We start from the raw sequence: 24,125 nt of genomic DNA, 5'->3' as shown, positions 1-24,125 counted from the left end.
GGCACTAAATAACTTGCTCCATCATCCATTTCACAAAATCCCGCACCTTGGGCACCTCCGCCGAATGCTCCGGGTAGGCCAGGTAATACGCGTCCTGGCTCGGCATCGCATGCTGCCAAGGAATCACCAACTTACCGTCGGCCAATTCCTCCTCCACCAGAAACCGCGGCAGCAGCGCGACACCACACCCTACCTGCGCGGCCCGAATGCACATATAGAAGGTGTCGAAACGCGGCCCGTGGTAGCTGTGTTCGGTGTGGAAGCCCTGGCTGGCGAACCAGTCATGCCAGCCCTGTGGCCGCGAGGCGTTTTGCAGCAACACCAGGTCGCTCAGTTGCGTGGGATCGGTGAACGGCTGCGCCGGCAAGCTCTCCGGCGCGCACACCGGCACCAGCTCCTCGCTGAAGAGTTTCAGGCTCTCGGTGCCGGGGCGTGAGCCCTGGCCGAAGTAGAAGGCCATATCGGCCTTGCCTTGCAGCAGGTCGTCCGCGTCCTGCTCGTTGCACAGGTCCAGGTGGATCTGCGGATGACGCAGCCGCCAGCCCTTGAGGCGCGGCACCAGCCAGCGCGCGCCGAAGGTGTAGGGCGTGGAGACGCGCAACACTTCGGTCTCGCCGCCATAGGAGCGCAAATAGTGGGTGGACATCTCCACCTGCGTAAGGATCTTGCGCACCTCCACCAAGTACAGGTCGCCCGCCGGCGTCATCTGCAAACGGCGGCGCACCCGGCGAAACAGCAGGTGTTGTAACAATTCTTCCAACTGCGCCACCTGCTTGCTCACCGCGCTTTGCGTGAGGTTCAGCTCCTCGGCAGCGCGGGTAAAGCTGAGGTGGCGGGTCGCGGCTTCGAAACACTGCAGGGCAGTGATCGAGGGCAAATGTCTTTTGTTCAGCACGGCACGCCTCTTTTTATTCTTTGCATGAATAAACGGAATGATATCTCGCCTAATCGTCGTTTGTTGGCAAGTCTTGGGCCAGCTACAAATAAGGCCTGGATCGCCGTGCGGGCCGCGGCGCAATTTTTTGTTTGCAGATTGAAGGAGTGACCCATGGTTGCCGCATTGCTTGATCGTCTCGGGGTAAACCCGGCGCTGTACCAGTCGGGCAAACAGCCTGTGCATTCGCCGATTGATGGCAGTCGCATCGGCGCCGTGGACTGGGAGGGCGCGGCCGAGGTGGAGCAACAGGTCAGTCGTGCTGAGCATGCATTCGAAGCCTGGCGCAAAGTGCCGGCACCGCGCCGTGGCGAATTGGTACGTCAATTTGGCGATGTACTGCGTGAATACAAGGCCGACCTGGGCGAGCTGGTGTCCTGGGAAGCCGGCAAGATCACCCAGGAAGGCCTGGGTGAAGTGCAGGAAATGATCGACATCTGCGACTTCGCCGTCGGCCTGTCGCGCCAGTTGTACGGTTTGACCATCGCCTCCGAGCGTCCGGGCCACCACATGCGTGAAACCTGGCACCCGCTGGGTGTGGTCGGCGTGATCAGCGCCTTCAACTTCCCGGTGGCCGTGTGGGCGTGGAACACCACCCTGGCCCTGGTGTGCGGCAACGCGGTGATCTGGAAACCGTCGGAAAAGACCCCGCTCACCGCCCTGGCCTGCCAGGCGCTGTTCGAGCGCGTGTTGAAGCAATTCGACGGCGCTCCCGAGTACCTGAGCCAAGTGATCATCGGTGGCCGCGACGCGGGTGCCGCGCTGGTGGATGACCCGCGCGTCGCCCTGATCAGCGCCACCGGCAGCACGCGCATGGGTCGTGAAGTGGCGCCGAAGGTCGCCGCACGTTTTGCCCGCAGCATTCTTGAGCTGGGCGGCAACAACGCGATGATCCTCGGCCCAAGCGCCGACCTGGACATGGCCGTACGGGCGATCCTGTTCAGCGCCGTCGGCACCGCCGGCCAGCGTTGCACCACCTTGCGTCGCCTGATCGCCCACGCGTCGGTCAAAGAAGAAATCGTCACGCGTCTCAAGGCAGCCTATTCCAAAGTACGCATCGGCCACCCGCTGGAAGGCAACCTGATCGGCCCGCTGATCGACAAGCATGGTTTCGACACTATGCAGGACGCCCTGGAACAAGCCCTGAGCGAAGGCGGCAAGGTGTTCGGTGGCAAGCGTCAACTGGAAGACAAGTTCCCCAACGCCTACTACGTGTCGCCGGCCATTGTGGAAATGCCCGAGCAAAGCGATGTGGTGTGCACCGAAACCTTCGCCCCGATTCTCTATGTGGTGGGCTACAGCGACTTCGCCGAAGCCCTGCGCCTGAACAATGCCGTGCCGCAAGGCTTATCGTCGTGCATCTTCACCACTGACGTGCGTGAAGCCGAGCAATTCATGTCGGCGGTCGGCAGCGATTGCGGCATCGCCAACGTCAACATCGGCCCGAGTGGCGCGGAAATCGGTGGCGCGTTTGGCGGTGAGAAAGAGACCGGTGGCGGACGTGAGTCGGGTTCGGATGCGTGGCGCGGGTACATGCGTCGCCAGACCAATACCGTGAACTACTCGCTGGAGTTACCTTTGGCTCAAGGCATCACCTTCGACTAAGGCGCTGTCGAAACGCGGTTGAAAATGTGGGAGGGGGCTTGCCCCCGATAGCGGTGGATCAGATGTACATATGTCGACTGACACACCGCCATCGGGGGCAAGCCCCCTCCCACATTTGATCTCATTTACACATCAAGATTGTTGTTTGTTAGGTCCCATCCCGGAGTCTGGCAATGCCTTTACGCGAAACATGTTTGTGGGAACACCTCACCCCAGGCCGGCCGGATCGCGCTGCGCTCAGCGGCGAGGTCAAGGTCGATGTGTGCGTGATTGGTGCCGGCATCACTGGCCTGTCGGCGGCCATTCACTTGCTGGAACAGGGTAAAAGCGTTGCCGTGCTGGAGGCCCATCGTACTGGCCATGGCGGTTCGGGCCGCAATGTGGGGCTGGTGAATGCGGGGATGTGGATCCCGCCGGACGAGATCGAAGCCGGTTTCGGCGAGGCGGTGGGCAGTCAGCTCAACCGGATGTTGGGCGCGGCGCCGTCGCTGGTGTTCAGCCTGATCGACAAGTACAACATTGATTGCCAATTGCGCCGCGAGGGCACCTTGCACATGGCGCACAACGCCCGTGGCGAGGCAGATTTGCGCAGCCGTGAACAACAATGGAAGCGTCGTGGCGCACCGGTGGAATTACTCACCGGCCAGGCCTGCGAGGACGCTACGGGCACGCGCAAAATCGCCGCCGCCTTGCTGGATAGACGTGCCGGCACCTTGAATCCGATGGCTTACACCAGTGGTTTGGCCAACGCGGCAGTCGATCTGGGCGGGCAGCTGTTCGACCATTCTCCCGTCACCCAACTGGAGCGCCAGGGTGCGCACTGGTCGGTGCAAACCGCGCAAGGTTCAGTGCAGGCTGCACAGGTGGTGATTGCATCCAACGCCTACACCGAAGGCGAATGGACCGAGCTGCGGCGTAATTTCTTCCCCGGCTATTACTATCAGGTCGCGTCGGCCCCGCTGACCGACGACGCCGCCAGGCAAATCCTCCCGGGCGGCCAAGGCTCTTGGGACACACGCCAGGTCTTGAGCAGCATCCGCCGCGATGCCGATGGCCGCTTGTTGCTCGGCAGTTTGGGCAACGGCAACCAGAAACCCGCTTGGTTCCTCAAGGCGTGGGCTGATCGGGTGCAGCGGCATTACTTCCCGTACCTCAAATCGGTGCAGTGGGAGTTCACCTGGACCGGTTGTATCGCCTTCACCCCGGATCACTTGATGCGCCTGTTCGAACCCGCTCCGGGACTGTTGGCGGTCACCGGTTATAACGGGCGCGGCGTGACCACTGGCAGCGTGGTCGGCAAGGCGTTTGCCGACTATGTGTGTCACCAGAATCCCCAGGCTCTGCCGATTCCATTCGCGCCGATGCAACCGTTGGCCGGCGTAGGCCTGCGTAGCTGTCTATATGAAGCTGGATTCTCGCTGTATCACGCCGGGCAATGCCTGAGGATCGTGATCTGATCAACGAAATACCGCTCAAAAGCCTGCATTTTCTTAGCAGCCTACTAATCTGTATTGGTGCAAGTCGTAGCAATCACGCACTGTAAATGTGCAGTTCCGTTACGCATGCTGTTACAGCTGCAGGAGCTGTCGTTTATCCCTCTGGTTGCAGGTGCCACCTTCCAGGGTTGTACTTTTTGCAGTCATTGGTTGCACCTCCGCGTGCCAGGCGGTTGCACGTCCTGGCAAAAGGCGCCGAAACGCCTGCAATAACAATGACACCGTGTCTTTTTGAAGAATAAAAACCTAATGGCACGCGCTTTGCTCTGGGCTTTCAGTGAAAAGTTTGAACGCAAGTTGTCGTGCCAAAAATCAAAAATATCGGAGCACCACTCATGTCCCAGACGTTTTACAAGAAAGGTTTTCTGGCCCTCGCCGTTGCTGCGGCGCTGGGTGTTTCTACGTTTGTTCAAGCTGATGTGAAGATTGGCGTTGCGGGGCCGATGACCGGTGCCAACGCCGCTTTCGGTGAGCAGTACATGAAGGGTGCCCAGGCGGCAGCCGATGTGATCAACAAGGCCGGCGGTATCAACGGCGAGAAAATCGTGCTGGTTGCCGGCGATGATGCCTGTGAACCCAAGCAGGCCGTGGCCGTGGCCAACCGCCTGGCGGACCAGGACAAAGTGATCGGCGTGGTCGGGCACTTCTGCTCCTCCAACACCATTCCGGCGTCCGAGGTGTATGACGAAGCGGGCATCATCGCGATCACCCCAGGTTCCACCAACCCACAAGTGACCGAGCGCGGCCTGGGCGCCATGTTCCGCATGTGCGGCCGCGACGACCAGCAAGGCATCGTCGCCGGCGATTACATCGTCGACGTGCTGAAGGGCAAGAAAGTCGCGGTGATCAACGACAAGGACACCTACGGCAAAGGCCTGGCCGACGCCACTGCTGCCCAGTTGACCAAGCGCGGCGTCAAGCCGGTGCTGGAAGAAGGCCTGACCCGTGGCGAGAAAGACTTCAGCGCCCTGGTCACCAAGATCCGCTCCATTGGTGCCGACGTCGTCTACTTCGGCGGCCTGCACCCTGAAGCCGGCCCACTGGTCCGCCAGATCCGTGAAGCCGGTCTCAAGGCCGCATTCATGTCCGACGACGGCGTAGTGACCGACGAACTGGCGAAAACCGCCGGTGGCAACCAGTACGTCGATGGCGTCTACATGACCTTCGGTGCCGACCCACGCCTGTTGCCAGACAGCAAGGCGGTCGTCGACGACTTCCGTAAGGCTGGCTACGAGCCGGAAGGCTACACCCTTTACGCCTACGCCTCAGTCCAGGCCCTGGCCGCCGGCTTCAACGGTGCCAAATCCAACAAAGGCGAAGACGCCGCCAAGTGGCTCAAGGCTCACCCGGTGAAAACCGTCATGGGCGAGAAGACGTGGGATGCCAAGGGCGACCTGAAAGTCTCCGACTACGTGGTTTACCAGTGGGATAAAGACGGCAAATACCACCAGCTGGAAAAGCAGAAGTAAGACTGAGCGCCACCGTTCCAATGTGGGAGGGGGCTTGCCCCCGATAGCGCAGTGTCAGCCAACACATGCATGACTGACGCACCGCAATCGGGAGCAAGCCCCCTCCCACAGGGGAGTGGTGTTGTTATTGAAATCTGTCTTTTCCTCCAGAAGCGCCGCACACCCACCGGTGTGCAGGTGCTCACCGCGTGAGATTGCGTTATGGATGGTATTTTCCTGCAGCAACTGGTCAACGGCCTGACCCTCGGGTCGGTCTATGGCCTGATCGCCATCGGCTACACAATGGTCTATGGCATCATTGGCATGATCAACTTCGCCCACGGCGAGGTTTATATGATTTCCGCTTACCTCGCGGCGATCAGTCTGGCACTGCTGGCTTACTTCGGCATCGAATCCTTCCCGCTGCTCATTCTTGGCACTTTGGTCTTCACTGTCGTCGTCACTGGCGTCTACGGTTGGGTCATCGAGCGTGTCGCCTACAAACCACTGCGTAATTCCACCCGCCTGGCCCCGCTGATCAGCGCCATCGGCATCTCCCTGATCCTGCAGAACTACGCGCAGATCGCTCAGGGCGCGAAACAACAAGGCATTCCTACCCTGCTGGCCGGGGCCTGGCGTGTCGACATCGGCAGCGGGTTCGTGCAGCTCACGTACACCAAGGTGTTCATCCTCGTGGCGGCGTTTGCCGGCATGGCGTTGCTCACTTACATCATCAAGTACACCAAGCTCGGCCGTATGTGCCGCGCAACCCAGCAAGACCGCAAAATGGCCTCGATCCTCGGCATCAACACCGACCGGGTGATCTCCTACGTGTTCGTCATCGGTGCCGCCATGGCGGCATTGGCCGGCGTGCTCATCACCCTCAACTACGGCACCTTCGACTTCTATGCCGGCTTCATCATCGGCATCAAGGCGTTTACTGCGGCGGTACTCGGCGGCATCGGCTCCCTGCCTGGGGCAATGCTGGGCGGGATCATCCTCGGTATCTCCGAGTCGTTGTTCTCGGGGTTGATCAACTCTGACTACAAAGACGTGTTCAGTTTCTCCCTGCTGGTGGTGATTCTGATTTTCCGTCCTCAGGGCCTGCTTGGTCGCCCACTCGTGGCGAAGGTGTAAACATGTCTGCTGCCAAACCCATCGATATCAAGAAAAGTGTGGTTGATACGGTCCTCGCCGGGCTGATTTCGTTGATCGTGTTCGGTCCGATCGTCGGCGTTGTACTCGACGGCTACAGCTTCAACCTGGAACCGGCCCGCGTGGGCCTGTTGGTGGCCATCGTCATGGTCGGCCGCTTTGCCATGAGCCTGTTCCTGCAAACCCCCAAGGGCCTGAAGATCCTGCAGGGCTTCGAGAGCAGTGGCTCTGGCGTGCACGTGCTCGCCCCGGACTACAAGTCGCGACTGCGCTGGATCATCCCGGCACTGATCGTGATCGCCATCGTGTTCCCGATCTTCGCCAACAAGTACCTGCTGACGGTGGTGATCCTCGGGCTGATCTACGTATTGCTCGGCCTGGGCCTGAACATCGTGGTGGGCCTGGCCGGCTTGCTCGACCTGGGTTACGTGGCGTTTTACGCCATCGGCGCCTACGGGCTGGCATTAGGTTATCAATACCTGGGCCTGGGCTTCTGGACGGTGCTGCCACTGGCGGCCATCGCTGCGGCGTTGGCGGGGTGCATACTCGGGTTCCCGGTGTTGCGAATGCACGGTGACTATTTGGCCATCGTGACGCTGGGCTTCGGTGAAATCATCCGCCTGGTGCTCAACAACTGGCTGTCGTTTACCGGTGGGCCAAACGGCATGCCGGTGCCGTCACCGACCTTCCTCGGTCTGGAGTTCGGCAAGCGCGCGAAGGATGGCGGGATTCCTTTCCATGAGTTCTTCGGCATCGACTACAACCCCAACATCAAATTCCTCTTCATCTACATCGTGCTGTTCCTGGTGGTGCTGGCCGTGCTGTACATCAAGCACCGCCTGACCCGCATGCCGGTCGGCCGCGCCTGGGAAGCCCTGCGCGAAGATGAGATCGCCTGCCGTTCCATGGGCCTGAACCACGTGCTGGTCAAGCTCTCGGCATTCACTATCGGTGCATCGACTGCCGGTTTGGCCGGTGTGTTCTTCGCCAGCTACCAGGGCTTCGTCAATCCGTCGTCGTTCACCTTCTTCGAATCGGCGCTGATCCTGGCCATCGTGGTGCTGGGCGGCATGGGTTCGACGGTGGGCGTGGTGATTGCGGCGTTCGTGCTGACCGTTGCGCCTGAACTGCTGCGCAGCTTCTCCGAATACCGCGTGCTGCTGTTTGGCGTGTTGATGGTGGTGATGATGATTTGGCGACCGCGCGGCTTGATCCGCATCAGCCGTACCGGTGTGACCCCACGTAAAGGAGTGGCGCCATGAGCAAGGAAGTCGTGCTCTCCGTGGAACACCTGATGATGCACTTCGGTGGCATCAAGGCCTTGAGCGATGTGAGCCTCAAGGTCGAACGCAACTCGATCTTCGCCCTGATCGGCCCTAACGGTGCCGGCAAGACCACGGTGTTCAACTGCCTCACCGGCTTCTACAAAGCCAGTGGCGGCAAGATCGAACTCAACATCCGTGGCCAGCAGACCAACGTGATCCAGCTGTTGGGCGAGCGCTTCAAGGCCATCGACTTCGTGTCGCCCAAAAGCTTTTTCAGCCGCGTGTACTACAAGATGTTCGGCGGCACCCACCTGGTCAATCGTGCCGGTCTGGCGCGGACTTTCCAGAACATTCGCCTGTTCAAGGAAATGTCGGTGCTGGAAAACCTGCTGGTGGCCCAGCACATGTGGGTCAACCGCAATATGCTCGCGGGTATCCTCAACACCAAGGGCTACCGCAAGGCTGAAAGCGACGCCCTCGACCACGCCTTCTACTGGCTGGAAGTCGTCGACCTGGTGGACTGCGCCAACCGCCTGGCCGGTGAGCTCTCCTACGGCCAGCAGCGTCGCCTGGAAATCGCCCGCGCCATGTGCACCCGGCCGCAGATCATCTGCCTGGACGAACCCGCTGCGGGCCTCAACCCCCAGGAAACCGAAGCCCTCAGCGCGATGATTCGCCTGCTGCGCGACGAACACGACCTCACGGTGGTGCTGATCGAACACGACATGGGCATGGTGATGAGTATTTCCGACCACATCGTGGTGCTCGACCACGGCAACGTGATCGCCGAAGGGGGGCCGGACGCGATCCGCAACGACCCGAAAGTGATTGCTGCCTACCTGGGCGCCGACGAAGAGGAGTTGGTATGAGCGGACCTATCCTCGAAATGAAGGACCTGGACGTGTTCTACGGCCCGATCCAGGCCCTGAAGAAAGTCTCGCTGCACATCAACGAAGGCGAAACCGTCAGCCTGATCGGCTCGAACGGCGCGGGCAAATCCACGCTGCTGATGTCGATCTTCGGCCAGCCACGGGCAGAGTCGGGGCAGATCCTCTACAACGGCGTGGACATTACCCACAAGTCGTCCCACTACATCGCCTCCAACGGCATTGCGCAGTCGCCGGAAGGGCGGCGGGTGTTCCCCGACATGACCGTCGAGGAAAACCTGCTGATGGGCACCATCCCCATTGGCGACAAGTTTGCCCAGGAAGACATGCAGCGCATGTTCGAGCTGTTTCCACGGCTCAAGGAGCGGCGTAACCAGCGTGCCATGACCATGTCCGGCGGCGAACAGCAAATGCTCGCCATCGCCCGTGCGCTGATGAGCCGGCCGAAGCTGTTGCTGCTCGACGAGCCTAGCCTGGGGCTGGCGCCGATTGTGGTGAAGCAGATCTTTTCCACATTGCGTGAGCTGGCGTCCACCGGGATGACCATCTTCCTGGTGGAGCAGAACGCCAACCATGCGCTGCGCCTGTCGGACCGGGCTTATGTGATGGTCAATGGCGAGATTCGCCTGACCGGTACCGGTAAGGAATTGCTGGTGAACGAGGAAGTGCGCAACGCCTACCTCGGCGGTCACTGATCTGACTCATAATGCAGGACCCCTGTGGGAGGGGCGGTGCTCCTCCCACATTGAGCAGATCCAGATTTGTTTTTAGGGTGTCCACACGCGCTCCACCAAATTGTGGAAAACAAATCCAGCCCGCCTCCAAAGCGCGACATATAGCCGCCGCAAATCCCTGTTTTGTCACAGTTTTGACTTGTCCCCATCCACTGTGGAACCGGCTGTGGGTAACGTGGGAGTAGCTGGCTGAACGCCTTTAAAAACGTGGCTTTCAGGCTTGTGGTTGTTTTTTGATCAGTGGTTTTTTTGCGACCGGCCGAGGGGTTTGTCAACCTGTTTAAAGACACAGGTATGTGACCGGAAAAAGTCTGTTCATCCTGTGGATAAGTCTGTGACTAAACTCTGGAAAGACGGCCGCAGAGGCCGGAATGACTGGCCTGGAGCCATCGTCTGAAATTTCCCCCTGCCCATGGGCCTACATACGCTCCGGCCGAGGTCAAGCAAAAAACTTTCTAAAACCGCCTGTAGGCCTTGTGTATAGAGGCCTGAGGCTTTTTGCACTTGCCCCCAAAGACTGTGGGCGCAGTTGTGGATAACCTGCGCGCATATGGCTGCAAGCCACGGTTCATATGGCGTTGCTCAGACCGCTTAAAAAATGATCAGCTGGGCGTGGACGGGTGTGCGTAGCGGTTGCCGCAAGCGCCGCGTAAAGGCATTCTGCTGGCTGATTTTTTCCCCGATGCCCGCAAGGAGAACACCATGTCCGACACGCTGTTTATTACTGGCGCAACCTCAGGCTTCGGCGAAGCCTGCGCCCGTCGCTTTGCCGACGCCGGCTGGAAACTGGTGCTCACTGGCCGTCGCGCTGACCGCCTGAATGCGCTGGTCGAAGAGCTTTCCAAGCAGACCGAAGTGCATGGCCTGGTCGTGGATGTGCGTGACCGCAAGGGCATGGAAGACGCCATCGCCAACCTGCCGCCCTCGTTCGCCACGTTGCGTGGGCTGATCAACAACGCCGGCCTGGCCGTGGGCACTGACCCTGCGCCCAAGTGCAGCCTCGACGATTGGGAAACCATGGTCGACACCAACATCAAGGGCCTGCTGACCACCACCAGCCTGCTGCTGCCGCGCCTGATTGCGCACGGCCGTGGCGCCGGGATCATCAACCTGGGCTCCATCGCCGGCAGTTACCCGTACCCAGGCAGCCACGTGTATGGCGGCTCCAAAGCGTTCGTGAAGCAGTTCTCGCTGAACCTGCGCTGCGACCTGCAAGGTACCGGCGTGCGCGTCACCAACATCGAGCCAGGCCTGTGCGAGAGCGAGTTCTCGCTGGTGCGCTTCGGTGGCGACCAGGCACGGTATGACGCGACCTATGCGGGTGCCGAGCCGATCCAGCCGCAGGATATTGCGGACACGATCTTCTGGGTCATGAACACACCGGCACATGTGAATATCAACCGGTTGGAGTTGATGCCGGTGAGCCAGACGTGGGCTGGGTTTGCGATTGAGCGCGGTGCCAAAAGCTGAAATACCTTTCGGGGGTGAGCGGGGCAAGCCCTCTCACCACAAAGGTTTTGACAGGAGGAAATGTGAGTAACCGAGGTGAGCAGGCACTGCTCAAACAATCGACCATCCTGATGTTCGCCGTGGCGATCGCCGGGATTGTCACGGGTGTGGTATCCGGCGCCCAATCGATTCTGTTCGACGGCTTTTTCTCGCTGATCGCCACCGCCATCAAGGTGTTGATGCTGATCACAGCCAAGCTGATCGCCAAGAAAAGCAACGAGCGCTTCCAGTTCGGCTATTGGCACCTGGAGCCGATGGTGCTGCTGATCGAAGGCAGTTTCCTGCTACTGATTGCCATCTATGCATTTCTCAACGGTGTGTTCGGCATTATCAATGGCGGACGCGAGATCGAGTTGGGGCTGGTGATCATTTATGCGGCGGTGTTTACCGTCGTCGAGTTCGCCTACTTCTTCTATGTGCGCTACCGCAATCGCACGCTGAAATCATCGCTGATCCAGTTCGACAACATCAGTTGGCTGGTGGACGCGATGCTGTCGGTGGGTTTGCTGATCAGCTTCCTGGCGGCGCTGTTGCTCAAGTCTCAGGGCTATGGCGAGTGGGCGGTGTATGTCGACCCGTTGATCCTGATCCTGCTGGCCCTGAGCATGCTGGCGCCGGCCTTCAAGATCCTGCGCCCGGCATTGCGCGAGGTGCTGGGGATCGCCCCGGACCAGTTGGATGACAAGGTGCGTGAAGTGATGGAGGCGGCGCAGGCCAAGCATGGTTTCGACGACTACGTGTCCTACGTGCAAAAGCACGGGCGGGCGCGGTTTATCGAAATCCATGTGGTGTTGCCGGCGGATTACCCGGTGGATAACGTCGCGACCCTGGACGAGCTGCGCGAAGAAATATCCACAGGGCTTGGCACGCCGGATGCGGCGCGCTGGCTGACGATCAGCTTTACCGGGGATCGCAAATGGATTGCTTAAGGCCCTGGTAACAGGTTGCCAAGTGATACGGCGTGGTGGAAGGCATATCCCACCGGCTCACCGCTCCCTGGGCATCCAGGCATTCATGCCAGCCTTTGGCATGCAGGAAGCGTTGTTGCAGCGCCAGCAATTGGCGTTGCAGCACCGCTTCGCTGTTCGGCCGCAAGGTCAGTGCCCGCAGGTACTCAGCCTGGGCCCAGATGCGTTGGGTGCCGTCGCGCATCGTGCCGTCCAGCGCCAGCATGCCGCTGACCGCACCGCTGGTGTTATCCACACCCTTAAGCTCTGCGTAGGCAAAGGCCCGTGTCAGCGAAGCATGCAGCGGCGTACCGCGCAGTACCGCCGAAGACTCCAGCAAGAAGAACCACTCGAACTGGTGCCCCGGCTCGAACCAGTTATCCACCGCGCCCAGCGGTTTTTCCATCATTACGCCGTGCTGGCGGTCGATGAAGCGCTGTTGCATGGCCGTCGCCAACGCCAACAGGGCTGCCTGCACCTGGGGGTCTTCACGCACGGCGAGGGTGGCGAGGAAGCCTTCGGCCAAATGCATCAAGGGATTCTGCAACGGGCCGGAATTGAGGGACGACCAATTGCGTTCCAGCACGGCTTCGTAAAGACCGTCGCCGGTGGAAAACCGCTCGGCGACGACTTCCAAGGCAGCATTGAGCACCGACTCCACCAGCGGTTCGCGCACCTTGGCCCAGTAGTGGGCACAGGCAAAGATGATGAACGCATGGGTGTAGAGGTCTTTGCGCTTGTCCAGCGGCTGGCCGGCCGGGTCGATGCTGTAGAACCAGCCGCCGTGCTCGGCGTCGTGGAAGTGCCGTTGCAGAGAGCGGAACAACGCCGCGGCGCGTTCTTCGGCAAACGCCGCATCGGGCTCGCCGATCAGGCTGGCGAACAGGTACAACTGCCGGGCGCAGGCCATGGCGCGGTAGCGTTGTGGGGGCAGTGGCTGGTGATCGGCGTCCAGCGCCTCATAGGGCAATGCCAAGTCGGCATTCCAGCCGGGGCCTTGCCAGAGCGGCACGATCAGACGGTGGAAGTGCGTTAGCAGGGTGTTCAAGGAGGGTTGGAAAGCGCTGGGCATTGGCTGGCGTCGTCACGGCAGGGGTGTAGGCGCGCATGGTAGCAGGCTTGGGTTCGGTGGTGTCTGGTCTACCGCTATCGGGGGCAAGCCCTCTCCCACATCTGGACCGTATTTCAAGGACGTACTCGGTCAACTTTGGGAGCGGGCTTGCTCGCGAAGGAGCCTTCAGCAGCGCCGCGAATCAGCCCGCCAGCAACCAAACCCCAGTCGCCGCCGAAGCCGCCCCGGCAATCCGCACCAACGGCGCCGCTGCCGCCGGCAGAAAGCGCACCACCGCATAACCGGCCGCGTGCAGCACCGCCGTTGCACCGACGAACCCGGCTGCATACGCCCAAGGGCTGGACATGTCCGGCAGCTCCAAACCATGCGCCACGCCGTGGAACAGCGCGAACAAGGCCGTCGCACCCACCGCCATAAACAGCGGCGGACGCACCGCCAGCGCTACCGCCAGGCCCAGGGCCAGCACCGACGCTGCAATCCCGCTTTCCAGCGCCGGCAACGCCAAGCCTTCAAAACCCAACACGCCGCCGATCAGCATGGTGCCGACAAAGGTGCACGGCAGTGCCCAGCGCGCCGCGCCTTTTTGTTGGGCGGCCCACAAACCGACCGCCACCATGGCCAGCAAGTGGTCGATACCGCTCAGGGGATGGCTGATACCGGCCACCAGGCCGTTGTCGCCGTGGCCCGGGTGAGCAAAGGCCAGGGCGGGGGCCAGCAGCAGGGCGGCCGCTGCGAGGAGTTTTTTGAGGCTCATGGACAGGTTCCTTATGGGTTGATCAGGCGGCGGTCAGCAGGCCTTGGCGTTCGATGAAGGCGACGATCTCCTCCAGGCCGACACCGGTTTTCTGGTTGCTGAACACAAAGGGTTTACCGTTGCGCATGCGCTGGGTGTCGCTGTTCATCAGCTCCAGCGACGCGCCGACCAGCGGTGCCAGGTCGATCTTGTTGATCACCAACAGGTCGGATTTGCAGATGCCGGGCCCGCCCTTGCGTGGCAGCTTGTCGCCGGCAGACACATCGATCACGTAGATGGTCAGGTCGGACAGCTCCGGGCTGAAGGTGGCCGAGAGGTTGTCACCGCCGGACTCCACCAGGATCAGGTCCAGGCCGGGGAAGCGACGGTTGAGTTGGTCGACCGCCTCCAGGTTGATCGAGGCGTCTTCACGAATCGCGGTGTGCGGGCAGCCGCCGGTCTCCACGCCGATGATGCGCTCCGGTGCCAGGGCCTGGTTACGTACCAGGAAGTCGGCGTCTTCGCGGGTATAGATGTCGTTGGTGACCACGGCCAGGTTGTAGCGATCACGCAGCGCGAGGCACAGGGCCAGGGTCAGGGCGGTCTTGCCGGAGCCTACCGGGCCGCCGATGCCGACGCGCAAAGGTTGTGTGTTCATGAGTGTGTTCTCCTAGGAACGGAACAGGCGGCTGTACTGGCGCTCGTGGGCCATGCACGCCAGGGACAGGCCAAAGGCGGCGCTGCCGAGAGGGTTGGGGTCGATGCGGCTGGCGTCCTGCTGGGCTTGTTGCAACAGCGGCAGCAATTCGCTGGTCAGGCGTTGGGCGGCTTGCTGGCCCAGCGGCAGGGTTTTCATCAACACGGCCAATTGGTTTTCCAGCCAGCTCCACAGCCAGGCGGCGAGTGCGTCGGCGGGGCTGATGCGCCAGGCACGGGCGGCGAGGGCCCAGCCCAAGGCCAGGTGCGGCTCGGTGTGTTGTTCGAGAAAACGTCGCGCGGCGTCGTCCAGTTCCGGCAGGCCATTGAGCAGTTGTTGCAGCGAGTAGCCCATCTGCCGGCTCTCCTGATACAGCTCGCGGGTTTCGCGGCTGGCGCGGTGTTCTTCACACCGCTGCGCCAGGCGTGGCCAATCCGCTTCCAGCGCGGCTTGGCAATGGGCGAGCAGCAACGGGGCTTCGAAGCGCGCGAGGTTGAGCAGCAACTGGTCGCTGATCCAGCGTCGCGCACTGGCCGCGTCAGCGACACGGCCGTTCTCCACCGCCATTTCCAGGCCCTGGGAATAGCTGTAGCCGCCAATCGGCAATTGCGGACTGGCCAGACGCAGCAGCGCCCAGGCTGGGTTCATAGACGTACGCCGAACTGGTGCAGCTTGGGGGGGTAGTTGAAATCTTCGTCGCCATGGCGCGAATGATGATGGCCGCCGCCATAGGCGCCATGCTCCGGCTGGAACGGCGCCTCGATGGTTTCAGTCTGCGCACCCAACTGTTCGAGCATGGCCTTGAGCACATAGTCATCGAGCAGGCGCAACCAGCCGTCTCCCACTTGCAACGCCACGTGGCGATTGCCCAGGTGATACGCCGCACGGGTCAGTTCAAACGCATTGCTGCAGGTCACGTGCAGCAGTTGTTCAGGCCGAGCACACACACGTACGACGCGTCCGTCTTCAGCCTGTAGGAATTCGCCATCGTGCAGCGGTGGCTGGCCACGCTCCAGGAAAAGGCCGACGTCTTCACCGTCGGCACTGAAACAGCGCAGGCGGCTTTTGCTGCGTGCTTCGAAATTCAGCAGCAGCTCGGCGGCCCAGAGGGCTTGAGGGGCGGTTCTGCGGTGGATCACCAGCATCAGGAAGCTTCCAGCTATGAGCGATGAAACAGCTAGAGCAAGGGGCTTGCCAATCTCAATGGGAAGTAGGAATTGCCTGTAGGCAGTACGTTGACGCCACTAAATAGGGCGAGAGGAGATTCTTTGAGTGCGCCAAATTGGTGCGAATTATTGCTGGTTGCACGCGCGATGGGCATTTTCGGATTTTCCCTACAGGGTATGCGGAATCGGCGTCCATCAGCTTACCTGCGAGAACAGTAGGCTGTGCGCCGTGTTTAATTCACTGCGACGTCCATCATGTTCAAGTCATTTTGTTGCCTGGTTATCGTGGGTCTGTCTTTCACCCTTTCATCGGCTTCCGCCAATCTGACGTCCCATCCCTCGTTCACGGCTTCACTGAAGCAAGCATCTATCGATGATGTGGTCGACCGCGCCCATGAACTGCTGGGTACGCCTTACAAGTGGGGCGGCACCTCGGCGGATCAGGGCTTCGATTGCAGCAGTTTCCTGGTCTATCTGTTCAAGACCCAAGCCAATATCCAACTACCGCGCACCACGACGGCCATGCAGCGGTCGACTGCCGTCACCATCAAACGCAACGCACTGGAGCCCGGCGATGCGGTGTTTTTCAAGGGAAATGGGCGCGGCCAGGTCGGCCACGTGGGCCTTTATGTAGGTGAGGGCAAATTTATCCATTCGCCACGAACAGGCAAGAACGTCCGTATCGATTCCTTGAGCAACACCTACTGGAACAAAAGCTACACCACCGCCAAGCGTTTTCACTCGTCGGGGTGATTGCCTTATTCAGTGCTGCCCAGCCCTTGCCAATGCTTCAAGCCAATAAAGATGAAGCGCAATTGCTGGGTGATTTTCGCCTGGGGCGTGAGGTGGTCCGGCAGCGCCTGGGCGGGTGGGTCGATGATGTCGGGGAGGGTGGCGAACACGCTCTTGACGATCAAGTCGGCCATCACGTGCAGGCCTTCTGGATCCAGATGCTGCAGTTTGGGCATCAGCGTCAGGTCGGCAGCCAAATCACGGGTGATGTCTTCGCGCAATGCACCAATCGCTTGGCGCACGGCCAGGCAGCCACCGTATTGCTCGCGGGCCAGGAACAGGAATTGCGAACGGTTGGCCGAGACCACATCGAGAAAGATCCGCACGGAGGCATCGATAATGCCGCCCATCACGAATTCGTTGTGGCGCACCAGGCGGATCGTGGCGCGGAAGGTCTGGCCCACTTCACTCACCAGCACGAGTCCCAGTTGGTCCATGTCGGCAAAATGACGATAAAAACCGGTGGGCACGATGCCGGCCGTCTTCGCCACTTCGCGCAGGCTCAGGCTGCCAAACCCACGGCCACACTCCATCAGATGGCGGGCTGCGTCCATCAGGGCGAGGCGGGTCTGTTGCTTCTGTTCGGCGCGGGGCAGCATGGGCGGGCGGGCTTTGTCGGCAAGTACAGCGACGCACTCTAGCAAAACAGCTTCGCTGGCGTCGAACTTGGCGGGGAGGACGGGCGTGTCAGGGTCTACAAACAGGGCCTACAAAAAGTCAAAAGCCCGATCGACTGATCGGGCTTTTTTCTGGGCCACCACGGGGTTAGCTCTGTGCTTGATGCAGTTCTTGCAGACGGTCTGCACCGCCTTCGGCAACACCTTCGGTGTAGGCGCGTTCGTTGGCTTGTTCAGCGCCGCCTTCAACCAAACCTTTCTGTTCCAGGCGATCACGGCCGCCTTCGGCAACAGCGTTACGTTCCTGCAGGCGGTCAGCACCGCCTTCAACCAAGCCTTTTTGTTCGAGGCGGTTGCGGCCATTTTCGGTCAGGCCTTCGGTGTAAGCGCGTTTGTTGGCGTGTTCCGAACCGTTTTCAGCAACAGCGCCTTTGGCGTAGTCACGGTTCTCGTCTTCTTGCGAACCGCTGCGGGCCAACGTCTGGTTGAAGTGAACGGCGTCGGCTTTGACTTGTGGAGTGACCTGTTCGGCAGCTGGCAGGGCAAAGGCGCTGGAAGCCAGGATGGATAACAGGACGGTAGCGAGTACTTGGCGTTTCATAATGGGTTGCTCCTTGGGAGGGCGATAAAGTGGGTACAGGGCTAATGCTACTCTCGATAAGTCGATATAAAAGTTCATAAACACAATGGTAATAATCAACGGAATTGATTGTTCTTGGCGGGGGCTCTAGAACGGGCCTCTCAAGCACGCGGTTTTGCACCGGTGTGGGTATTTTCGACACGCGCATGGGTAACAATGGTGCGCCTTCGTAGGGGGAATCTGTCGAGCTGGTCAGAAATTGAGGTTTTTCCCGGCAAATCCAGGATTGGGTTAAACCCCCGTAGGGTTTGCCAGTCGTAGTTCTATAAGCTGTCCTTAAAGGCTGTCACCCAGCCAGTCGTATTCAGGAGTTATGTGCAATGACGCGCACTCGTAAAATCGTCGCTTGGAGCTGCGCCAGCTTCGTACTGTTAATCGCCGTGGTGGTATTGGTCCTGGTGTTCTTTGACTGGAACCGCATCAAGCCGCCACTCAATGCCAAGGTTTCCGAGGAGTTGCATCGACCGTTTGCCATCAACGGCAACCTGGCGGTGGTATGGGCGCGTGAGCCCGATGAGGGCGGTTGGCGCGCCTGGGTACCGTGGCCTCACGTGATTGCCGAGGACCTGACCCTGGGCAACCCCGACTGGTCGAAAAAACCCCATATGGTCACCCTCAAAAAGGTTGAACTGCGTATCTCGCCCCTGGCGTTGCTGGTGCAGCGCGTGGTGATCCCGCGCATCTACCTCACTGAGCCGGACGCGCAGCTGCAGCGCCTGGCTGACGGGCGCGCCAACTGGACCTTCAAGTTCGACCCCAAGGACCCTGACGCCGAACCTTCCAACTGGGTGGTGGACATCGGTGCCATCGGCTTCGACAAGGGCCACGTGACCCTCGACGACCAAACCCTCAAGACCCAACTGGATGTGATCATCGATCCGCTGGGCAAGCCCATTCCCTTCGGCGAAATCGTCGGCGATGCCGATGCCAAGAAGGCGTTGGAGAAAGGTTCCGCGCCCCAGGACTACGCATTCGCCCTCAAGGTCAAAGGCCAGTATCACGGCCAGAAACTCGACGGCAGCGGCAAGATCGGCGGCCTGCTGGCCCTGCAGGACGCGGCCAAGCCGTTCCCGTTGCAGGCCCAAGTCAAGATTGCCGACACCAGCATCGCCCTGGCTGGCACCCTCACTGACCCGCTCAACCTGGGGGCCCTCGACCTGCGCCTGAAGCTCGCCGGTTCCAGCCTGGGCAACCTCTACCCGCTGACCGGCGTGACCCTGCCGGACTCACCGGCCTATTCCACCGACGGTCACCTGATCGCCAAGCTGCACGAAGCCAATGGCGCCTCGTTCCGCTATGACAACTTCAACGGCAAGATCGGCAACAGCGATATCCATGGTGACCTCGCCTACGTCGCCAGCCAGCCGCGGCCTAAGCTCAGCGGTGCGCTGGTGTCCAACCAACTGCTGATGACCGACCTCGCCCCCCTGATCGGTGCCGACTCCAATGCCAAGCAAAAAGCCCGTGGCGCTGACAGCAAGCAACCCGCGAACAAAGTGCTGCCGGTGGAAGAGTTCCGCACCGAGCGCTGGCGTGTCATGGATGCCGATGTGGAATTTACCGGCAAGCGCATCGTGCACAGTGCCGATCTGCCCTTCACCGACCTCTACACCCACTTGGTGCTCAATGACGGCGAACTGAGCCTCGAACCCCTGCGTTTCGGCGTGGCCGGCGGCAAGTTGGACGCACAAATCCGTTTGAACGGTCGCACGACCCCGATGGAAGGCCGCGCCAAACTCACCGCGCGCAACTTCAAGCTCAAGCAGTTGTTCCCGACGTTCGAACCGATGAAAACCAGCTTTGGTGAACTGAACGGCGATGCCGATATTTCCGGTCGCGGTAATTCCGTGGCAGCGCTGCTGGGCACATCCAACGGTGACCTGAAGATGCTGATCAACGACGGCGCAATCAGCCGTGGCCTGATGGAAATCGCCGGGCTCAATGTGGGCAACTACGTGGTAGGTCGCTTGTTTGGCGACAAGGAAGTGAAGATCAACTGCGCGGCAGCAGACTTCGGGATCAAGACCGGCCTGGCGACGACGCGGTTGTTTGTGTTCGATACGGAGAACGCCATCATCTACATCGATGGCACGGCGAACATGGCCACGGAGCAGTTGGACCTGACCGTCACCCCGGAATCTAAAGGCTTCCGCCTGTTCTCCCTGCGTTCACCGTTGTACGTGAACGGACCGTTTATCAAGCCGAATGCCGGTGTGAAAGCCATCCCCCTGGCGCTGCGTGGCGCAGGCATGGTGGCGCTGGGTGTCATCGCTGGTCCGGCCGCCGGGCTGCTGGCACTGGTTGCCCCAAGCGGTGGTGAGCCCAATGAGTGCGCACCGTTGCTGCAACAGATGAAGGAAGGCAAGGCGCCCAAGACCGTGAAAGGCTAACGGGTCATACACAGTTAACAAATGTGGGAGGGGGCTTGCTCCCGATGGCGGCATATCAGTCGATATCTCAATTGACTGATCCACCGCTATCGGGAGCAAGCCCCTCCCACATAGGTATTGCGTGTTGCTGGGTTACAGGCTTTCGAGAATATCCGCCATGTCATCGGCGTGCTCTTCTTCCTGAGCGAGGATTTCTTCGAACAGACGGCGCGTGGTTGGGTCTTTATCGCCGATGTACTGGATGATTTCGCGGTAGCTGTCCACGGCGATGCGCTCAGCGACCAGATCTTCGTAGACCATTTCCTTCAGGTCTTTGCCCGCGACGTACTGCGCGTGGGAGTTCTTCGACAACAGGTCCGGGTTGAACTCCGGTTCACCGCCCAGCTGCACGATGCGCTCGGCGAGTTTATCGGCGTGTTCGGCTTCCTGAGTCGCGTGCTCGAGGAATTCCTGCGCGGCCACCGCGGCCTTGATGCCACTGGCCATGAAGTAATGACGCTTGTAGCGCAATACGCAGACCAGCTCAGTGGCCAGCGAGGCGTTCAGCAGGCGAATGATCTCTTCGCGGTCGGCGTCGTAACCCTCGGTCACGGCACCGTTTTCGACGTTCTGGCGGGCGCGGCTGCGCAGGGTCGCAACGTCAGTCAAGTTTGCTTCAGTCATCTCAATCTCCTGGGGCTAATCCGGGTTTACGCCACGCTCTGTCGGCGTGATCGCTTCCAGTTGTGAGTGGTGGGCTGCGCAAAAAGTTTTATCGGATTTATGTCACAACCTCGTCGCGGGACTCGGCTAGCCTATTGGCATCCCTTCCTGATCACGGACGTTCGGCCCATGCCGCAGTCATTAGCCACGCGTTACCCCCTGGTGTTGGTGCCCGGCATGCTCGGATTCGTGCGCCTGGGGTGGTTCCCCTACTGGTACGGCATCGTCCCGGCACTGCGGGCGGGTGGGGCGCAGGTGTTTCCCGTACACGTGGCGCCGCTGGATTCCAGCGAGGTGCGCGGCGAGCAATTGCTGGTGCAGATCGAGCGCCTTCGCCGTGAAACCGGGGCCGACAAGGTCAACCTGATCGGCCATAGCCAAGGCGCACTCACTGCCCGATACGCGGCGGCCAAGCGCCCGGAGTGGGTGGCGTCGGTGACCTCGGTGGCCGGGCCCAACCATGGGTCGGAACTGGCAGACCATATCCACACCCATTACCCCGTTGACGGCGCCAAAGGTCGGATCATGAGCGCGCTGTTTCACCTGGCCGCCTGGGTGATGGGCGTGTTGGAAACCGGGTACCGCGGGCCACGCTTCAAGGCGGATTTGCAGGCGTCCCACCACTCCCTGACCAGCGCCGGCGTGGCGCTGTTCAATCAAAACTATCCACAGGGGTTGCCGCAGACATGGGGCGGGCAGGGCGCCGAGGAGGTCAATGGCGTGCGCTATTACTCGTGGTCCGGCACCTTGCAACCGGGTATCACCGACCGTGGCCGCAACCTTTTCGACGGCACGAATCGCAGCTGCCGCGTGTTCGCCCGCAGCTTCGTGCGCGAAAAGGGCCAGTGCGACGGCATGGTCGGGCGCTACAGCTCACACCTGGGCTTGGTGATCGGTGATGACTACCCCTTGGACCACTTTGATATCGTCAACCAGTCGCTCGGGCTGGTGGGCAAGGGGGCCGAGCCGATCCGGCTGTTTGTCGAGCATGCCCGGCGCTTGAAGGCGGCCGGGGTTTAACGCACCGGCGTGGTCCAGCGCTCCGACAAGATCACCCCGCCCAAGGTCAGCAGACCGCCTACCAAGTGATACAGCGCCAGTTCCTCCTTCAACACCACGGCGGCAATCAACGCGGTGATCAGCGGCAGCAGGTTGAAAAACAACGTTGTGCGGCTCGGGCCCAAGGTCTTCACCGAATGCATCCACGCCAGCGGCGCCAACATCGAAGCCAGCAGGCATGCATACAGCACCAGCGGAATGTTCGCCCAGCCAAGGCCGGCCTTGGCCGAGAACAGGAACAGCGGAAACAGCACCACCACCGCCACCAGTACCTGTAGATACAGCAACACCAGCGGTGGCAGGCGCAGTTGCCATTTCTTCAGCAGGGTGCTGTAGACCGCATACGCCAGGGTCGCGACCAGCATCATGCCGTCGCCCAGGTTGACCCCATGCTCCAGCAGTGCGCCGAGGCTGCCGGCCGACACCACCACGACCACGCCGGCGAATGACAGCACCGCGCCGGTCAGCGCGCCGTAGGTCAGGCGCTGGCCGAGGCTGATGATGGCCGCCGTCAGCGCCATCAACGGCATCAGCGACAGGATAATGCCCATGTTGGTGGCGCTGGTCAGCGACGCGGCGTAGTACGCCAGGCTTTGATACACCGCCATGCCGAGTACGCCAAGGATGAACACTTTGCCCAGGTTTGGGCGGATCAGCGCCCAATTGGCGATCACCGGCTTGACCATGAATGGCGTAAACAGCAGCGCCGCCAGCAGCCAGCGATAAAAGCCGATTTCCGCCGGGAAGATCGAGCCCACAGCCAGTTTGTTGACGACGGTGTTGCCGGCCCAGATAAAAATGGCCAGCAAGGGATAAGCGTATTGCATCGAAAGGAGCCCGGTGTGTAGATGAGGCAGGATTATCCATTGTCTGGATCGAAGCTTATACTGCGATCCAGACAAACGACCTTTGTATCCAGACAATATGGCCAAGCACAACGTACGCCTTGCGGATTTCCCTCGGTTGCCGAGCCCGGTGTACTTCCGCTACTCGGACTTCGCACCGGATACCGAATGCACCCCACACCAGCATTTCTGGGGCTCGCTGGATTACTCTGCGAGGGGGGTGATGCGCATGGAAGTGGCCGGCAGCCGCTTCATGTCACCGCCGCAGTACGCCGTGTGGGTGCCGCCGCATACCGAGCACAGCTCCTACAACGCCGAAGCGATCGTCTATCACTCGGTGGGGTTGGCGCCGGAACTCTGCGAGCAACTGCCGCAGCAGCCTTGTACCCTGGCCATCAGCGATATTCTCAAGGCCATCCTCAGCGACTTCGCCCAGCGTGACGTGAATATCCCGCACACCGACGCTGACATCCGCCTGGCCCAAGTGCTGGTGGACCAGCTCAAGCAAGCGCCAATCCATGAGTGCTTCCTGCCCTACGCCCGTCACCCCGGCCTGCTCGGTGTGTTGGAAGGCATGCAGGCCGACCCCGGCGACAACCGCCCGCTGGCGCACTGGGCCGAACAGGTGCACGTGAGCGAACGCACCCTGGCGCGCCAGTTTGTGCGGGAACTGGGCATGAGCTTTGGCGAGTGGCGCCAACGCCTGCGCTACCTGGCGGCCATCGAGGCCCTCGACAGCGACCGCAGCGTGCAACAGGTGGGGTTCGACCTCGGCTACAGCACCGCGTCGGCGTTTATTGCCATGTTCCAGCGCCAGGCCGGTTGCACCCCTGAGCAGTACCGTCGGACGCATATCCGCGGCCGATGAAGATGTAACAAGCTTTGACTACACTGCTGGGTAGGCCGTGCCCTCCGGCACGGTAACAGGGAGAAAACTCCATGAAGATGTTGCGAATTCCGCTGTTGATGATGGGCCTGCTGCTGTGTTCCCAGGGTTTTGCCGCCACCGCCCAGCAAAACAAAATGACCACCTGCAACGCCGAAGCCACCACCAAGACGCTCAAGGGCGACGAGCGCAAGGCGTTCATGAAGACCTGCCTGTCGGCCCCGGCGGCCAATGACGCCAAGACCCTGACACCGCAGCAGCAGAAGATGAAGGATTGCAATGCGTCGGCGAAAACCAAAGCGCTGACCGGTGATGCGCGTAAAACCTTTATGAGCACCTGCCTGAAAGGTAGCTGATTACGCCCCTCGACGGTGGGAGCGGTTTTTTTGTGGTGAGCGGGCTTGCCCCGCGCTGGGCTGCGGAGCAGCCCCATTTGGATGTGTGGTGATGCCGTCGAGGGGCAAGCCCCACTCACCACAGCAAGCCAACTCCCACACTTGATCGCATTCACAACCTACCCACTCGCTTGATTCACTCAAGGCTGGC

The 24,125-nt window shown here is 60.8% G+C and carries 24 protein-coding genes; 14 read left to right on the top strand and 10 right to left on the bottom strand.

All coding sequences use genetic code 11. The features are described from left to right. Window positions 1–4: 4 nt before the first annotated feature. On the bottom strand, window positions 5–895 hold the full coding sequence (locus tag AO064_RS16115) for a LysR family transcriptional regulator (RefSeq protein ID WP_012721935.1): 891 nt from the start codon (window positions 893–895) through the stop codon (window positions 5–7). A gap of 153 nt (window positions 896–1,048) precedes the next feature. Between AO064_RS16115 and amaB the strand changes: the two genes are divergently transcribed. The 9 genes from amaB to AO064_RS16070 all read left to right on the top strand — a co-directional run bounded on the left by amaB (window position 1,049) and on the right by AO064_RS16070 (window position 11,962). Next, complete coding sequence (gene amaB / locus AO064_RS16110) at window positions 1,049–2,539, top strand: L-piperidine-6-carboxylate dehydrogenase (protein ID WP_046033931.1); 1,491 nt, start codon at window positions 1,049–1,051, stop codon at window positions 2,537–2,539. A 173-nt stretch (window positions 2,540–2,712) separates the two neighbouring features. Continuing rightward, window positions 2,713–3,996, top strand: coding sequence for an L-pipecolate oxidase (gene amaA / locus AO064_RS16105; RefSeq protein ID WP_064053968.1), 1,284 nt, complete (start codon window positions 2,713–2,715; stop codon window positions 3,994–3,996). A 374-nt stretch (window positions 3,997–4,370) separates the two neighbouring features. Further along, window positions 4,371–5,504 carry a branched-chain amino acid ABC transporter substrate-binding protein gene (locus AO064_RS16100; protein ID WP_012721938.1) on the top strand — a complete coding sequence of 378 codons (1,134 nt, stop codon included), beginning with the start codon at window positions 4,371–4,373 and terminating at the stop codon, window positions 5,502–5,504. Window positions 5,505–5,705: 201 nt separating this feature from the next. Next, entirely contained in the window at window positions 5,706–6,620 is a 915-nt protein-coding gene (locus AO064_RS16095) for an ABC transporter permease subunit (RefSeq protein WP_012721939.1), read from the top strand. Window positions 6,621–6,622: 2 nt separating this feature from the next. Continuing rightward, a complete protein-coding gene (gene livM, locus AO064_RS16090) occupies window positions 6,623–7,900 on the top strand; it encodes a high-affinity branched-chain amino acid ABC transporter permease LivM (RefSeq protein WP_025857341.1) in 1,278 nt (425 codons plus the stop codon). Beyond that, a complete protein-coding gene (locus AO064_RS16085; RefSeq protein ID WP_012721941.1) occupies window positions 7,897–8,772 on the top strand; it encodes an ABC transporter ATP-binding protein in 876 nt (291 codons plus the stop codon). Before livM ends, AO064_RS16085 begins: the two co-directional genes overlap by 4 nt. Then, window positions 8,769–9,485, top strand: a complete 717-nt coding sequence (locus AO064_RS16080; protein ID WP_012721942.1) for an ABC transporter ATP-binding protein — start codon at window positions 8,769–8,771, stop codon at window positions 9,483–9,485. Before AO064_RS16085 ends, AO064_RS16080 begins: the two co-directional genes overlap by 4 nt. 741 nt (window positions 9,486–10,226) lie before the next feature. After that, window positions 10,227–10,994, top strand: a complete 768-nt coding sequence (locus AO064_RS16075) for an SDR family oxidoreductase (RefSeq protein ID WP_064054088.1) — start codon at window positions 10,227–10,229, stop codon at window positions 10,992–10,994. Between the two features lie 62 nt (window positions 10,995–11,056). After that, a complete protein-coding gene (locus AO064_RS16070) occupies window positions 11,057–11,962 on the top strand; it encodes a cation diffusion facilitator family transporter (protein ID WP_046033933.1) in 906 nt (301 codons plus the stop codon). Here the strand turns inward: AO064_RS16070 and AO064_RS16065 are convergent. The 5 genes from AO064_RS16065 to ureE form a co-directional block, all read right to left on the bottom strand. Beyond that, on the bottom strand, window positions 11,934–13,052 hold the full coding sequence (locus AO064_RS16065; RefSeq protein WP_012721945.1) for an AGE family epimerase/isomerase: 1,119 nt from the start codon (window positions 13,050–13,052) through the stop codon (window positions 11,934–11,936). The genes AO064_RS16070 and AO064_RS16065 overlap by 29 nt on opposite strands. Window positions 13,053–13,233: 181 nt before the next feature. Further along, window positions 13,234–13,806 carry a HupE/UreJ family protein gene (locus tag AO064_RS16060; RefSeq protein ID WP_012721946.1) on the bottom strand — a complete coding sequence of 191 codons (573 nt, stop codon included), beginning with the start codon at window positions 13,804–13,806 and terminating at the stop codon, window positions 13,234–13,236. A gap of 22 nt (window positions 13,807–13,828) precedes the next feature. Continuing rightward, window positions 13,829–14,443 (bottom strand): urease accessory protein UreG, encoded by a 615-nt coding sequence (gene ureG / locus AO064_RS16055; RefSeq protein WP_012721947.1) that lies wholly within the window; start codon window positions 14,441–14,443, stop codon window positions 13,829–13,831. A gap of 12 nt (window positions 14,444–14,455) precedes the next feature. Then, complete coding sequence (locus tag AO064_RS16050; protein WP_064053967.1) at window positions 14,456–15,130, bottom strand: urease accessory protein UreF; 675 nt, start codon at window positions 15,128–15,130, stop codon at window positions 14,456–14,458. Further along, complete coding sequence (gene ureE / locus AO064_RS16045; RefSeq protein WP_064053966.1) at window positions 15,127–15,627, bottom strand: urease accessory protein UreE; 501 nt, start codon at window positions 15,625–15,627, stop codon at window positions 15,127–15,129. Before ureE ends, AO064_RS16050 begins: the two co-directional genes overlap by 4 nt. A 276-nt stretch (window positions 15,628–15,903) precedes the next feature. On the opposite strand from ureE, the gene AO064_RS16040 reads away from it, so the two are divergent. After that, window positions 15,904–16,401: a C40 family peptidase gene (locus AO064_RS16040; RefSeq protein ID WP_064053965.1), complete on the top strand. Its 498-nt coding sequence runs from the start codon at window positions 15,904–15,906 to the stop codon at window positions 16,399–16,401. A gap of 5 nt (window positions 16,402–16,406) precedes the next feature. On the opposite strand, the gene AO064_RS16035 is transcribed toward AO064_RS16040, so the two are convergent. After that, window positions 16,407–17,039 carry a TetR family transcriptional regulator gene (locus AO064_RS16035; RefSeq protein WP_012721951.1) on the bottom strand — a complete coding sequence of 211 codons (633 nt, stop codon included), beginning with the start codon at window positions 17,037–17,039 and terminating at the stop codon, window positions 16,407–16,409. Window positions 17,040–17,205: 166 nt separating this feature from the next. Next, the gene (locus AO064_RS16030; protein WP_043204703.1) at window positions 17,206–17,658 is read right to left on the bottom strand and encodes a hypothetical protein; all 453 of its coding nucleotides are present in this window, start codon (window positions 17,656–17,658) and stop codon (window positions 17,206–17,208) included. Window positions 17,659–18,017: 359 nt separating this feature from the next. Between AO064_RS16030 and AO064_RS16025 the strand changes: the two genes are divergently transcribed. Next, a complete protein-coding gene (locus tag AO064_RS16025) occupies window positions 18,018–20,087 on the top strand; it encodes an AsmA family protein (protein WP_064053964.1) in 2,070 nt (689 codons plus the stop codon). A gap of 132 nt (window positions 20,088–20,219) precedes the next feature. On the opposite strand, the gene AO064_RS16020 is transcribed toward AO064_RS16025, so the two are convergent. Next, window positions 20,220–20,750, bottom strand: a complete 531-nt coding sequence (locus AO064_RS16020; protein WP_010213553.1) for a ferritin-like domain-containing protein — start codon at window positions 20,748–20,750, stop codon at window positions 20,220–20,222. Between the two features lie 168 nt (window positions 20,751–20,918). Here AO064_RS16020 and AO064_RS16015 point away from each other — a divergent pair, with 168 nt between their 5' ends. Beyond that, window positions 20,919–21,809, top strand: coding sequence for an esterase/lipase family protein (locus tag AO064_RS16015; RefSeq protein WP_064053963.1), 891 nt, complete (start codon window positions 20,919–20,921; stop codon window positions 21,807–21,809). Here the strand turns inward: AO064_RS16015 and AO064_RS16010 are convergent. Further along, complete coding sequence (locus AO064_RS16010) at window positions 21,806–22,675, bottom strand: DMT family transporter (RefSeq protein ID WP_064053962.1); 870 nt, start codon at window positions 22,673–22,675, stop codon at window positions 21,806–21,808. The two genes, AO064_RS16015 and AO064_RS16010, sit on opposite strands and share 4 nt — an antisense overlap. A 97-nt stretch (window positions 22,676–22,772) precedes the next feature. Here AO064_RS16010 and AO064_RS16005 point away from each other — a divergent pair, with 97 nt between their 5' ends. Both AO064_RS16005 and AO064_RS16000 read left to right on the top strand, forming a co-directional pair. After that, window positions 22,773–23,561 (top strand): AraC family transcriptional regulator, encoded by a 789-nt coding sequence (locus AO064_RS16005; RefSeq protein WP_064053961.1) that lies wholly within the window; start codon window positions 22,773–22,775, stop codon window positions 23,559–23,561. Window positions 23,562–23,632: 71 nt separating this feature from the next. Beyond that, a complete protein-coding gene (locus AO064_RS16000; RefSeq protein WP_010213547.1) occupies window positions 23,633–23,935 on the top strand; it encodes a PsiF family protein in 303 nt (100 codons plus the stop codon). The last annotated feature ends 190 nt before the right edge of the window (window positions 23,936–24,125 follow it).

This window comes from Pseudomonas marginalis (genome assembly GCF_001645105.1).
Classification (GTDB): domain Bacteria; phylum Pseudomonadota; class Gammaproteobacteria; order Pseudomonadales; family Pseudomonadaceae; genus Aquipseudomonas; species Aquipseudomonas petroselini.
Note: the sequence above shows the minus strand (reverse complement) of the source record. Positions and strands in the feature narration are given on the sequence as shown.

What these genes read in the sequence shown, in the direction of transcription:
- livM (WP_025857341.1), top strand. Translation starts at nt 6,623, where the DNA reads ATGTCTGCTGCCAAACCCATCGATATCAAGAAAAGTGTGGTTGATACG.
- AO064_RS16025 (WP_064053964.1), top strand. Translation starts at nt 18,018, where the DNA reads ATGACGCGCACTCGTAAAATCGTCGCTTGGAGCTGCGCCAGCTTCGTA.
- ureE (WP_064053966.1), bottom strand. Translation starts at nt 15,627, where the DNA reads ATGCTGGTGATCCACCGCAGAACCGCCCCTCAAGCCCTCTGGGCCGCC.
- AO064_RS16060 (WP_012721946.1), bottom strand. Translation starts at nt 13,806, where the DNA reads ATGAGCCTCAAAAAACTCCTCGCAGCGGCCGCCCTGCTGCTGGCCCCC.
- AO064_RS16015 (WP_064053963.1), top strand. Translation starts at nt 20,919, where the DNA reads ATGCCGCAGTCATTAGCCACGCGTTACCCCCTGGTGTTGGTGCCCGGC.
- AO064_RS16065 (WP_012721945.1), bottom strand. Translation starts at nt 13,052, where the DNA reads ATGCCCAGCGCTTTCCAACCCTCCTTGAACACCCTGCTAACGCACTTC.
- AO064_RS16005 (WP_064053961.1), top strand. Translation starts at nt 22,773, where the DNA reads ATGGCCAAGCACAACGTACGCCTTGCGGATTTCCCTCGGTTGCCGAGC.
- AO064_RS16075 (WP_064054088.1), top strand. Translation starts at nt 10,227, where the DNA reads ATGTCCGACACGCTGTTTATTACTGGCGCAACCTCAGGCTTCGGCGAA.
- AO064_RS16040 (WP_064053965.1), top strand. Translation starts at nt 15,904, where the DNA reads ATGTTCAAGTCATTTTGTTGCCTGGTTATCGTGGGTCTGTCTTTCACC.
- amaA (WP_064053968.1), top strand. Translation starts at nt 2,713, where the DNA reads ATGCCTTTACGCGAAACATGTTTGTGGGAACACCTCACCCCAGGCCGG.
- AO064_RS16095 (WP_012721939.1), top strand. Translation starts at nt 5,706, where the DNA reads ATGGATGGTATTTTCCTGCAGCAACTGGTCAACGGCCTGACCCTCGGG.
- AO064_RS16085 (WP_012721941.1), top strand. Translation starts at nt 7,897, where the DNA reads ATGAGCAAGGAAGTCGTGCTCTCCGTGGAACACCTGATGATGCACTTC.
- AO064_RS16050 (WP_064053967.1), bottom strand. Translation starts at nt 15,130, where the DNA reads ATGAACCCAGCCTGGGCGCTGCTGCGTCTGGCCAGTCCGCAATTGCCG.
- AO064_RS16030 (WP_043204703.1), bottom strand. Translation starts at nt 17,658, where the DNA reads ATGAAACGCCAAGTACTCGCTACCGTCCTGTTATCCATCCTGGCTTCC.
- AO064_RS16010 (WP_064053962.1), bottom strand. Translation starts at nt 22,675, where the DNA reads ATGCAATACGCTTATCCCTTGCTGGCCATTTTTATCTGGGCCGGCAAC.
- AO064_RS16000 (WP_010213547.1), top strand. Translation starts at nt 23,633, where the DNA reads ATGAAGATGTTGCGAATTCCGCTGTTGATGATGGGCCTGCTGCTGTGT.
- AO064_RS16035 (WP_012721951.1), bottom strand. Translation starts at nt 17,039, where the DNA reads ATGCTGCCCCGCGCCGAACAGAAGCAACAGACCCGCCTCGCCCTGATG.
- AO064_RS16080 (WP_012721942.1), top strand. Translation starts at nt 8,769, where the DNA reads ATGAGCGGACCTATCCTCGAAATGAAGGACCTGGACGTGTTCTACGGC.
- AO064_RS16020 (WP_010213553.1), bottom strand. Translation starts at nt 20,750, where the DNA reads ATGACTGAAGCAAACTTGACTGACGTTGCGACCCTGCGCAGCCGCGCC.
- ureG (WP_012721947.1), bottom strand. Translation starts at nt 14,443, where the DNA reads ATGAACACACAACCTTTGCGCGTCGGCATCGGCGGCCCGGTAGGCTCC.
- AO064_RS16100 (WP_012721938.1), top strand. Translation starts at nt 4,371, where the DNA reads ATGTCCCAGACGTTTTACAAGAAAGGTTTTCTGGCCCTCGCCGTTGCT.
- amaB (WP_046033931.1), top strand. Translation starts at nt 1,049, where the DNA reads ATGGTTGCCGCATTGCTTGATCGTCTCGGGGTAAACCCGGCGCTGTAC.